The sequence below is a fragment of the Pseudomonas sp. P105 genome, assembly GCF_032614175.1.
Taxonomy (GTDB): domain Bacteria; phylum Pseudomonadota; class Gammaproteobacteria; order Pseudomonadales; family Pseudomonadaceae; genus Aquipseudomonas; species Aquipseudomonas rhizophila.
In genome coordinates this window covers 6236431-6247870 of the sequence record NZ_CP126693.1, presented here as the reverse complement: position 1 = coordinate 6247870, position 11440 = coordinate 6236431, and the positions used below count along the sequence as shown (strand labels likewise).

9 protein-coding genes are annotated in these 11440 nt (G+C 61.4%); 7 read left to right on the top strand and 2 right to left on the bottom strand.

Going from position 1 to position 11440, the window contains the following annotated elements:
* Nucleotides 1-2: 2 nt before the first annotated feature.
* Both gmd and QOM08_RS28080 read right to left on the bottom strand, forming a co-directional pair.
* A complete protein-coding gene (gene gmd / locus QOM08_RS28085) occupies nt 3-971 on the bottom strand; it encodes a GDP-mannose 4,6-dehydratase (protein WP_047226665.1) in 969 nt (322 codons plus the stop codon).
* The gene (locus QOM08_RS28080; protein ID WP_316912388.1) at nt 968-1882 is read right to left on the bottom strand and encodes a GDP-mannose 4,6-dehydratase; all 915 of its coding nucleotides are present in this window, start codon (nt 1880-1882) and stop codon (nt 968-970) included. Before QOM08_RS28080 ends, gmd begins: the two co-directional genes overlap by 4 nt.
* Before the next feature lie 425 nt (nt 1883-2307).
* On the opposite strand from QOM08_RS28080, the gene QOM08_RS28075 reads away from it, so the two are divergent.
* From QOM08_RS28075 to QOM08_RS28045, 7 genes are all read left to right on the top strand, one after another.
* A complete protein-coding gene (locus QOM08_RS28075; protein WP_316912387.1) occupies nt 2308-3903 on the top strand; it encodes a glycosyltransferase in 1596 nt (531 codons plus the stop codon).
* Nucleotides 3897-5189, top strand: coding sequence for a glycosyltransferase (locus QOM08_RS28070; RefSeq protein ID WP_139048691.1), 1293 nt, complete (start codon nt 3897-3899; stop codon nt 5187-5189). The genes QOM08_RS28075 and QOM08_RS28070 overlap by 7 nt, the downstream gene beginning before the upstream one ends.
* On the top strand, nt 5186-6061 hold the full coding sequence (locus tag QOM08_RS28065; protein ID WP_316912386.1) for a class I SAM-dependent methyltransferase: 876 nt from the start codon (nt 5186-5188) through the stop codon (nt 6059-6061). Before QOM08_RS28070 ends, QOM08_RS28065 begins: the two co-directional genes overlap by 4 nt.
* Entirely contained in the window at nt 6058-7212 is a 1155-nt protein-coding gene (locus QOM08_RS28060) for an acyltransferase family protein (protein WP_188251902.1), read from the top strand. The genes QOM08_RS28065 and QOM08_RS28060 overlap by 4 nt, the downstream gene beginning before the upstream one ends.
* Nucleotides 7206-8015 (top strand): class I SAM-dependent methyltransferase, encoded by an 810-nt coding sequence (locus tag QOM08_RS28055; RefSeq protein WP_316912385.1) that lies wholly within the window; start codon nt 7206-7208, stop codon nt 8013-8015. Before QOM08_RS28060 ends, QOM08_RS28055 begins: the two co-directional genes overlap by 7 nt.
* Before the next feature lie 78 nt (nt 8016-8093).
* Nucleotides 8094-9287: a DUF3142 domain-containing protein gene (locus QOM08_RS28050; RefSeq protein WP_316912384.1), complete on the top strand. Its 1194-nt coding sequence runs from the start codon at nt 8094-8096 to the stop codon at nt 9285-9287.
* On the top strand, nt 9274-11424 hold the full coding sequence (locus tag QOM08_RS28045) for a hypothetical protein (protein ID WP_316912383.1): 2151 nt from the start codon (nt 9274-9276) through the stop codon (nt 11422-11424). Before QOM08_RS28050 ends, QOM08_RS28045 begins: the two co-directional genes overlap by 14 nt.
* Nucleotides 11425-11440: the final 16 nt, after the last annotated feature.

The following is an 11440-nucleotide window of genomic DNA, read 5'->3' as shown; positions in this document are numbered from 1 at the left end:
GCCTACTCCTTGGCGACGCGTTTCATGTCCGCATCCATCATCATGCGAATCAGGGTGTCGAGGTCGGTCCGGGGTTTCCAGCCAAGAACCCGTTGGGCCTTGGCCGGGTTGCCGAGCAACACGTCCACCTCAGCCGGGCGGAAAAACGCCGGGTCGATCTTCACGAAGTCACGGTAGTCCAGGCCCACATGCTCGAAGGCGATCCTGCACATCTCACGCACAGTGGTGGTCACGCCTGTGGCAACCACGTAATCGTCGGGTTTGTCCTGTTGCAACATCAGCCACATGGCTTCGACATAATCGCCGGCAAAGCCCCAGTCGCGCTTGGTGTCGATATTGCCCAGGCGTAACTCCTGCTGTTTGCCTTGCTTGATGCGCGCAGCGGCGTCGGTGACCTTGCGCGTCACGAATTCGATGCCGCGCAGGGGCGATTCATGATTGAAAAGAATGCCGCTGCTGGCGTGCAGACCGAAGCTTTCGCGGTAATTGACGGTGATCCAGTGGCCGTACAGTTTCGCCACGCCATAGGGGCTGCGTGGGTAGAACGGGGTGTGCTCATCCTGCTGCTCGGCCTGGATAAGGCCAAACATTTCGCTGGTGGACGCCTGGTAGAAACGGGTTTGAGGGCTGAACTGGCGAATGCCTTCGAGCAGGTGGGTCACCCCGAGGCCATCGACGATTCCCGTGGTCACCGGCTGGTTCCAGGAAGCGGCGACGAAACTCTGCGCGGCCAGGTTATACACCTCGTCCGGCGCAGACTTGATCACGGCGCGTTGTACCGAGCAGGCATCGGCCATGTCGCCGTCCAGGTAAACAATGTCGTTCTCGATCCCGGTCTCGCGTAGCCGCCAGCGCGAATCGCTGCTTCGCCGGGCCACCAGGCCATGGACTTTGTAACCCTTGTCGAGCAGCAACTTGGCCAGATACGCGCCGTCCTGGCCGGTGATCCCTGTGATCAATGCACTTTTCATTCTTGTTGTACCCGTATCTCCCAGTCGGACAGGATCGCCCGCAAGGATTGTTGTGTTGTTGTTTCAGGCGTCCATCCCGTGGCCTGGCGTAGCTTGGCAGGGCTACCGCAGACGCGACGCTGTTCTGCGCGGCGAAGACGCGCAGGGTCCTGGATCAATTGCACATCGACCTGGGCGATGTCGCCCAATTGTTCGATCAGGCTGCGAATGCTTTGCTCGTGACCCGAGCAGATGTTGTAGGTCTGCCCAGGCGCGCCGTGTTCCAGCAACGCCAGGTAGGCTGAAATCACATCGCCTACGTCAAGAAAGTCGCGGGTGACATCGATATCGCCCACTTGCAGCTGGGCCGATTGCAGGCCCAGCTTGATGCGGCTGATCTGCCGGGCCGCGCTGGCGATGACGAAACTGTCTTTCTGACCGGTGCCGATGTGGTTGAAAGGACGGGCTACCAGCACCGGCCAGCCTTCGCTCATGCCCCATTGCAGGCTCAGCAGTTCGGCTGACAGCTTGCTTACGGCATAGGGGTTGCGCGGGGCAGGGGCGTGCAGTTCGGTAATGGGGAGCTGGGTTTCATTGACCTGGCCATACACATCACCAGAGCTGACATACAGAAATTTTCCGGTGAACCCCCGGGCCTTGAGGGCCTGGAGAAGATTCAAGGTGCCAAGCAGGTTGATTTGCAGGGTGCGGGCCGGATCGCGAAAGGCTTCGGGAACGAATGTCTGGCCTGCCAGGTGGATCACGGCATCGGGGATCTCGGGCCAGAGACCTTCCAGGGATCTACCGTCTGTCAGGTCATAACGGCTTGGGACGGACATCACCTGCCAACTGGAATTGGGGGCATCCAGGCGAGATTTGATGTGGCGTCCTACGAAACCGCCGAGGCCTGTTACGAACAGACGTTTTTTCAAGCACCAGCCCTCTCGATGCAAACTTCGTCTGGTGCGGATCTGAGTAGGATATTTCCGTAAGTTCGGAGAAACCTATTCGAAAGTCAGCCCAGATGAAGCGTTTGTTGTAGTTGTTTGGTTGCCAATCTGTGCCAATTTCGAAGCAATTTCAACCATGTAAATCGTGACCGGTCAGTTCTCATATTTATAGCCGGTTTATTCTCATTCGCCTGTTCACGAACCCTTGGTTGATGTGGTTAGAATGCCCCTTGTCACGACCCCTGCGATGTCGATTTCAAGTCGAACCACGGGGCAAGGGCCACTAAAAACAAGAACGAGACGGGTACGCAGACAATCGACGAGCAAAGGCCTCCTGGCCGGGCCGGTTCGTGAGTCGACCGTCATGAGATGGAGTCGCCGGGATGGCCGCTCCATGATGGGATGCCATGAATTTCATTCTTTACTCGGACGTAAACGATCACTCCATCAGCCAGAGCCTCGGCCGCCCTGAGTACAGTTATTACTTCGTGCTCAAGGCTTATCGCCCCGTGCTGGAAAGCCTGGGCCGGGTGCATGTGGTGTCATCGGTCGCCGAGGTCGATCCGCTTTATCAAACGTTGCAGCAGGCGGGGCAGGACTGTCTGTTTCTCTCGTTTTCACCTCCCCACAAGACGCCCGTCGATCTGCTATGCCCCATGGTCTGCGTGGTGGCCTGGGAATTCGATTCGATTCCGGCCGAGCACTGGGACGACGACCTGCGCCATGACTGGAGCCGCACGCTGGCGCGCCATGGCCGGGTGATTACCCTGTCCAGCCACACGGCCGAGGCGATCCGTCGTACGTTGGGCGAGGATTTCCCGGTGCTGGTCTTGCCCACGCCACTGTGGGAACGCTTCGCTGCGGTTCGTGAGCAATATCCCATCACACCGGTCAATCCGGGCACGGTCTTGCAGATCAAGGGCTGCATCATCGACAGCCGTCCCCTTGGGCTGTCGGCAGATGGCTTGATTGCTCCGCTGATCGAAGAGGCGCCGGTGCAAGCGCTCGTCGAACCACCGGCCCTGACGTGGCGGCGCCGCGTTTTCATCTCCCGACATTACCTGCGCGAAGTGCTGCGCGCCGTAACCGGCAAGGCTGATCAAGGGCCGTTGTGGCTGATCAAGCACAATCTGTTGTGCTGGTATCGCGAAGCGGTTCGCGACTTGGTGCCAGTGCCGGTGCGGGTTTCGGTGAGCCGGGTTGTAAGAGGGCCGGCGGCGCCGGTGCCAGATGTTGTCGAACCGATCCCAGAACCGGCGCCACCGGAACACCCCCAGGCGGCTCTACCGGACACCAGTCTGATGGTGGAAACCCAAGTCAGCGGGGTGGTGTATGTCAGCGTGTTCAACCCCGATGACGGTCGCAAGAACTGGCATCACTTGATCACGGCATTTTGTTGGGCGCTGCGGGACGTCGAGGACGCCACGCTGGTGCTGAAAATGACCCAGAACGACCTGTCGACCTACTACGTCGAGTTGCTCACGCTGCTGTCCCAGCTATCGCCGTTCAGCTGTCGGGTAGTGGTGATGCATGGCTATCTGGAGGACGAGCAATTCGCCCGGTTGTACGGTGCGGCGAGTTTTTACGTCAATGCTTCGCGCTGCGAAGGCTTGTGCCTGCCGCTGATGGAGTTCATGTCTTGCGCGCGCCCGGCCATCGCGCCGGACCACACGGCGATGCGTGACTACATCGATAGCGAGGTGGCCTTTATCGTCAAATCCAGCCATGAACCCACCATCTGGCCGGAAGATTCGCGCATTTTGTACCGCACCCTGCGCCATCGGCCCGACTGGGGATCGCTGAAACTTGCTTACCAACAGAGCTACGCCATGGCCCGGCATCAGCCGCAGGCCTACCAGGCCATGGCGGTGGCGGCGAATGAGCGCATGCGTCGCTATTGTGGTTTTACCCCGGTGCAGCAGCGCCTGGTGGATTTCCTGGCCCCGCAAGGCCGTGCCGAGAATGCGCCGCTGCTGGCCCAGGTGAGTTCCACATCATGCTGATCATCGTTTATTCGGAAACCAATCAGAGCAACATTCTGGCGAACCTCGGCAAACCCGAATACAGCTATTACTTCGTGCTCAAGGAGTTTCGCCCGGTACTGGAGCGGCTGGGACACGTCATTGAAGTGACCCGGCCGGAAGAAGAAGTCGATCAGCTATATGCCGATTGCCTGGGGCGCGGCGAGGATTGTGTCTTCCTGTCCTTTTCCCCGCCCCATCGCACAGATGCCCACTACGCCTGCCCGACGATTCCCGTCTTCGCCTGGGAGTTCAGCACCATCCCGACCGAAAGCTGGCAGGGTGAGCCGCGGCACGACTGGCGGGTGGTCCTTGGCGCGACCGGCATGGCGATTACCCATTCCAGCTTCACCGTCCACGCCGTGCGGGAGGTAATGGGAGCGGACTTCCCCATCGTCGCCATTGCCGCTCCGGTATGGGACCGGTTTTACACGCGCGGTGCGATGCTGGCCCAGCGACCTACGGTCGATCACATGCGACTGCAGTTGCGCGGGCTGTTGATCGACAGCCGCACCGTCGACTTGCGGCCCTACGGCCCGCCAGCGCACCAGGCCGGTACGGCGCTGGTTTTTGATGCTCCGGCCCAGGATTGCGAGCTGCTTCTGGACGGAGTGGTGTATACGTCGGTCTTCAACCCTTACGATGGACGCAAGAACTGGAAGGACATGATCAGCGCATTTTGCGCGACGTTCCGCGACGTTCCTGACGCAACGCTGGTACTCAAGCTGACCCACCACGACGTCACTGCCGCACTCAACGACATGCTGCACCATGTCTACAAGAACCAGTCATACCGCTGCCGCATCGTGCTGATCCACGGTTACCTGGCGGACGCGGACTATGAGCGGTTGGTGGAGGCCACTCGCTATGTGGTCAACTGCTCTTACGGCGAAGGCCAGTGCTTGCCCCTGATGGAGTTCATGTCCTGCGGTCGGCCGGCAATTGCACCCTTGAATACGGCGATGGCTGATTACATCGACCGCGACAATGCCTTCGTCGTCGAGTGCTCCGAGGAACTGACTGCCTGGCCCCATGACCCGCGTGCAGCGTTTCGAACCCTGCGCTATGTCACCGATTGGGACTCGCTGTGCTCGGCCTATCGCGCCAGCTACGACGCGGCCAAAAACGACCCCGAGCGTTATCGCCGCATGTCGGCCCATGCCGTGCGCAGTCTGGAAACGTTCTGCAGCCAGGCCAACGCCGAGCAGCGTCTGCGGGTGTTTTTTGAACAGGTATTGGAGCGTCGCCGGAACGCGCAGCAGCCATGATCGGGCGGTTGCTGGCGTGGCTCAGGCCGCCCGTCGTACCTGCCGCGCCGCCATCGACTGGCGCCGTGTCGCCCCGTGACGTGGGCCTCTACGATGCAATGCTCGACGGCTGGTTTCTCAACGACAGCGGCGAGCTGCTCAAAGGCTTTGCTATCACCGCCCAGGACACCTTGTTGGACGTTGGTTGCGGGGAGGGCGTGGCGACCTTGTTTGCAGTACGCCAAGGCGCTTCAGTGATTTTTACCGACAGCGAGCACGACAAGGTGCGCAGCCTGGCCCGTCAGGTCGAGGCCCAGACCCGCGCGCCGTTTCTGGGTCTGGTCAGCAATAGCCTGCCGCTGCCGCTGGCCGATGGCTGCGCTGACAAAATCGTGTGCATGGAAGTGCTCGAGCATGTCGACCAACCCGAGCCGTTCTTGGCCGAACTGGTGCGCATGGGCCGGCCAGGGGCGCAGTACCTGCTCAGCGTGCCGGCCCCGGTGGGCGAGCATTTACAGCAGGGCATCGCACCGCCGGGTTACTTCCAGTCTCCCAACCATGTGCAGATTTTCAGTGCCGAACGATTCGCTGCATTGGTGGAGGACGCGGGGCTGGTCATCGAGCATCGCCAGGCCAGCGGCTTTTTCTGGGTCATGGGAATGATTTTTTTCTGGGCCAGTGAACGCGCGGCCGGACGAGCCCTCGAGGGGGCGGTGCGTGACCGGATCCAGGCGCCTTACCCGCCGCTGATGGAGAGCTGGGCGACTCTCTGGCAGGGCGTGCTGACACGACCCGATGGCCTGGTGATCAAGCAGGTCCTCGATCAATTCATGCCCAAGAGCCAGGTCATCATTGCCCGCAAACCTGATCCTGCCACCCGGAGCTCAGCATGAGCAGCAAGCGAATCATGGACATCGAGTTGTTGCGCGCCGTTGCGGTGATGGGTGTGCTGTTCCATCACGTACAAGGCATGCCGTTTCCCGGCGGATGGCCGCGTCTGTCGGCTCTTTCCGGTAGCTTCCAACTATGGTGGGGCGTGGATCTGTTCTTCGCGATATCGGGCTTTGTCATTGGCCGCAGTCTGATCCCGCAACTGCGCGGTTGTGACAATTCTCGGCAGTTCTGGGCCACCGCCCGGGAATTCTGGATTCGCCGGGCGTTTCGCCTGCTGCCGTCGGCGTGGCTCTGGTTGCTGCTGATGCTGCTGGCTGCGTTGTTTTTTAATCGTTCCGGTGCGTTTGGCAGTGTGCAAGCCAACGTACAGGCGACCCTGGCCGGTTTTCTGCAATTCGCCAATTTGCGTTTTGCCGATGCATTCATGCGGTATGAATATGGTGCGAGCTTTGTTTACTGGACGCTCTCGCTGGAAGAGCAGTTCTATTTGATTCTGCCGCTGCTGGTGTTCGTCTCGCGCCGGTATCTGGTCTGGGTGTTGCTGGCGGTGGTGCTGGTACAGTTTTTCACCTGGCGTGCGGTATGGCTCTCGGTGATCCGCACCGACGCCCTGGCCCTCGGCGTGCTGCTGTCGATCTGGAGCTTGCGGCACGGGTACGGGCGGTTCGAGCCCAGGTGGCTGCGCTGGCCCGGAGCGGGGATGTTGCTGATCGTCGTTTTGGGGGGCGTGATGGCGTGGATTGCCACTGAACACTTCAATCTGTCGTTCTACCGTCTTGGGGTCATCGCGCTGCTCAGTGCCGTGCTGGTATGGGTGGCCTCCTATGACCGGGACTATCTGCTGCCGCGCAGCCCGTTGAAAACCGCGTTGACCTGGGTTGGCAGCCGCTCCTACGGGATCTATCTGATCCACATCCCGGTGTTTTTCCTGCTGCGCGAGCTGTGGTTTCGTTTCGCCCCGTTGGGGTCGCCGGACGTGGCGAGTGATCCTTGGCTGGCCCTTGCCTGTGCCTTGACGCTGATCGGGCTGTTGAGCGAACTCAACTACCGGATGGTTGAAATGCCCATGCGCCAGCGCGGAGCTCAACTGGTTGAACGCCTGCGTGCCGCCCGTCCCGTCCTTCCCGTCTCTGGAGCCCCTTCATGCTGAGCCTTTTGAAGAAACTCACCACGGGTACGCCCGCAACGCCAACGGCCGACAAGGTCGATCCCTATATGCTCGGGCTGCACGATGCGATGCTCAGCGGCTGGTTCAATCAGCAAACCGGAGAGCTGTTCAGCGGTTTCCCGGTTGCGCCTGAGGACACATTGCTGGACGTTGGCTGCGGCGACGGTGGCAACGTGCATTTTTGTGGCATGCGCGGGGCGAAGATCATCATCGCCGACATCGACGCGGCCAAGGTCGAGGCCACCTGCCAGCGCTTGAGCGACACTCCGGCGCGTGACGTCGAATGCCATGTGACCGACTGCAACCCGCTGCCCATTGCCGATGGGACGGTCACCCGCGTGGTGTCCACGGAAGTCATTGAGCATGTTGACGACCCGGCGCAGTTTCTCGCCGAGCTGGTCCGGGTCGGCCGGCCCGGCGCGCTGTACCTGTTGAGCGTGCCGCACCCCAGCTCCGAAGACCTGCAAAAGGACATCGCCGCGCCGGAGTATTTCCAGAAGCCCAACCACATTCGCATCATCAGTGAAGAGCAGTTCAAGGCGATGGTCAGCGAGGCCGGCCTGGAGGTGCTGAGCCACAGCCAGTACGGTTTCTACTGGTCGATGTGGATGCTGTTGTTCTGGGAAGCGAAAGTCGATTTCAGCAATGCCGACCACCCGTTGCTCAACCATTGGGCAGACACCTGGCAAGCGGTGCTCAATTCGCCACGCGGCGCGCAGATCAAGCAGGCACTGGACGCGGTGGTGGCCAAGAGTCAGGTGATTATTGCGCGCAAGCCTGGATGACAGGGACTGAGGATGAATTCATTTGTGGCTGGCGCGGGAGGGGTTAATCTGCCAGCCTTTTTTGGGTGCTGAAACTCCATGGCTTTTCTTTTCCGGCTATCGCTGATCCTTGCCGCAGTGCTGTTAAGCGGCTGCGAACAGTCCCCGCCCCCGGTTCTCGATCACCAACTCTATGTCTGGCAGCGCCAGTGGACGCCGGCCCACGTGCTGGCGCTCCAACAAAGCCATAAGGATTTTTCCAGCCTGCGCATTCTTGCCTTGCAGGCCTTTCCCCGGGCCGGTTGGAGCCGCGCGCGGATCGATGCGCAACTGCTCAAGGCTGACGGTCGACCGCTGATCGCAGTGATACGCCTGGACGGTCAGCTCAAATTTCTGGATCAGGACGATGTGATCGCGCAGATCCAGCAGCTGCTGAGCGACTGGCAAGCGCAAGGCCTGGCCCCAGTAGGGATCGAGATCGACCACGACGCCGGTAGTGCGCGACTGCCTGCCTATGGCGCATTTTTGAACCGCTTGCGGCAAGCCCTGCCCGCCACGCTGGGGCTGAGCATCACGGCATTACCTGCCTGGCTCGACAGCCCTGCGTTGCCAGGGCTGCTGCGGACGGTGGACAGCAGCGTGTTGCAGGTCCACGCGGTCAGTGATCCCCGGCAGGGGCTGTTCGACCCGAAACAGGCTTTGCGCTGGGCCGAACGCTGGAGCGGTGTTACCACGCGACCGTTCTATCTGGCCCTGCCAGCCTACGGCATGGCGCTGTTGACTCAGGACAGTGGTGTGCCGGTGGTTGAAAGCGAAGTGCCGATCGATCAAGGCGGCGAGCGTCGTGAGCTGCTGGCCGACCCGCAGCAAGTGGCCGGGCTGGTGGCAGAACTGCGGGCCGACCCGCCGACACATCTGGCCGGGCTGATCTGGTTTCGCCTGCCGCTGGCGGATGACCGACGTGCCTGGAGCTTGACCACCCTCGGTGCCGTTGCGCGGGGGGAACGCCTGGACAGTCGGTTGGCCTTGCGTGTGCGTGAACAGGACGGGCTTTACGATATTGCGTTGGTTAACCAGGGCAATCTCGACAGTCCCTGGCCGCAACGCCTGACCTTGGTCGTTGGTGCCTGCGACGGTGCCGATGCGCTGGCGGGGTACACGTTGCAACAAACTCCCGGACTGCTTACCTTCACCCGCATTCAGGAAGGCCGCCTGGCCGCCGGCGCCCAGCGTGCCGTTGGCTGGGCGCGCTGTACGAAAATTGACCAAGGAGGTTTCAATGTCCACCCGTAAGTGGCCCAGTCGTCTGCTCTGTCTGAGCCTCAGCCTGCCGTTGGGCCAGGTGCTGGCCTGCGGACCGGATTTCCCGATGCGCCTGCTGGATAACCGCAGCCAATCGCTGGCGGATTTGCCCGAAGGCAGCTTTCGCTTCGAGATCAGTCGCCTCGGCCACGCCATAGCCGGGCTCAAGTCGGCCACCGATGCGACGGCCAACCCGGATCAGCGTTATGGTGATGTGCCTGCCTACGTCGAACAACGCAACAAGGCCGAACGGCTTGGCCTGACCCCGCCGCAGCAAGCGGTGGTGGAGCGGGTGCGGGCGCTGACCGACGTTCAGCAGGTCACCACCGAAGCGGCGAATCTGCCTGCCGAACTGCGGTTGTACGCGATCGGCGCGACAGCCTTCAACGCCGGCGAGCATGCGCTGGCGGTCGATTCGTTCCGTCAGTTGCTCGCGTTGCCATCGCAAGAGCGCCGGTTGCGCAGCACATGGGCCGCGTATTCCCTGGGACGAGCCTTGTTCGCCATGAGCAGCGAGGCGGGCAACGGTGAACCGGCCGTATTGCTGGAGCAGGCTCAAGAGGCGTTCCGTCAGGCTCGTCAGTTGAGCATCAGTGGCTTCAGCGACCCGCTGGAGCTGGGTGTCGCCAGCCTCGGCGAAGAAGCCCGGGTTGCCTACACCCGTGACGATTGGAACAGTGCCATTGAACTCTACGCCAGCCAGAACCTGCTGGGCTCCGAGGTTGGCTACAGTTCGTTGAAACAATTGGTCGGTGACCTGAGCGAGCTGCCGGACGAGCAGTTGATGCGCCAGCTCAAAGGCAAAGCAGTGCAGCAACTGCTCACCGCTTCGTTGCTCAGCCGTATCGGTTGGTCATTCGGTGAGCAACCGGCCGGCGAGAAGCGGCTGGTCAAGTTGCTGCAAGCCAGCACCCGTGACAGTCTCGATAATGCCGATCGTCTGGCGGCGGTGAATTATCAGCAAGGCGATTATGCCGCCGCCAAGGCGTTCCTGGAAAAGGCCGGGGATAGCGGGCTGGCCTGGTGGCTGCGGGCCAAACTGGCGGTGCGCGAGGGTGACAAAGGCGCCGCGGCGGCGGCCTATGCCAAAGCCGCCCAGGCGTTTCCCAAAGACGAGTCGTGGGGCGAGCGACGCACGCCGGATTGGAATTACGAGTCCGTGCAACCCAAGTGTCGGGTCGAAGGCGAAAGCGCGATCCTGGCCTTGCAACGGGGCGATTACCTTCAAGCCTTCGATCAGCTCTACCGCAGCCAGAGCATTTATTGGTATGACGCCGCTACGGTCGCTGAGCGGGTGCTGACCGTCGACGAACTCAAGCAGTACGTCGATGCTCAAGTCCCGGCGGTGCCGCCGTTGAGCCAGCAGGATCGCGACAATTACGTGCAACTGCCGGTGGCCGCGAACCTGCGCAATCTGCTGGGGCGCCGCTTGCTGCGAGAAGGACGCTACGACGAGGCGCCGGACTACTTCGACAACGTCGAGCTACAGAACCAGGCCCGAGCGTATGGGCAGTTGCGCCAGGAGGCCGAGTCCAGGTGGTGGCCCACTCGACGGGCCGAGGCGTATTTCAATGCATCCTGGTTCGCGCGTACCCATGGTATGGAACTGCTCGGTTACGAGATGGCGCCGGACTACGCCACCTTTGGCGGCAACTACAGCCTTGAACCCGCCGACCTGAAGGTTGGACCGCTGATCAGCGAAGGCGAGTGGCAACGCCAGCAGGCCAGCGCCGCGCAACCGGACGCGCGTTATCACTATCGTTTTGTCGCCACGGCGTTGGCGAGCCAGGCGGCCGATAACCTGCCCCATACCAGCCATGCGTTTGCGGCGGTGCTGTGCGCCGCGGTGGGGTACAACTCCAGCCTGGCGGAGCAACGTGCGTTGTATCAACGTTATGTGCAGCACGGCCCTTACGTGGAGTGGGCCTGGGATTTTGGCCGCCACTGCCCTTATCCTGAATTTGGCAACGCGGACAAACGCTACGTGACCCAGGCGCTGGAGCCGATTCGTTCGGTGTTGCGGCCCTATAAGGTTTGGCTGCAAATAGCCGGTGGCCTGCTGGTGGTGGCGCTGGGGCTGGGATTGATCAGCCGTCGCCAGCGCAAGGCCCGGATTTCGGCTCGTTAAGCTTTGTAGACATCCA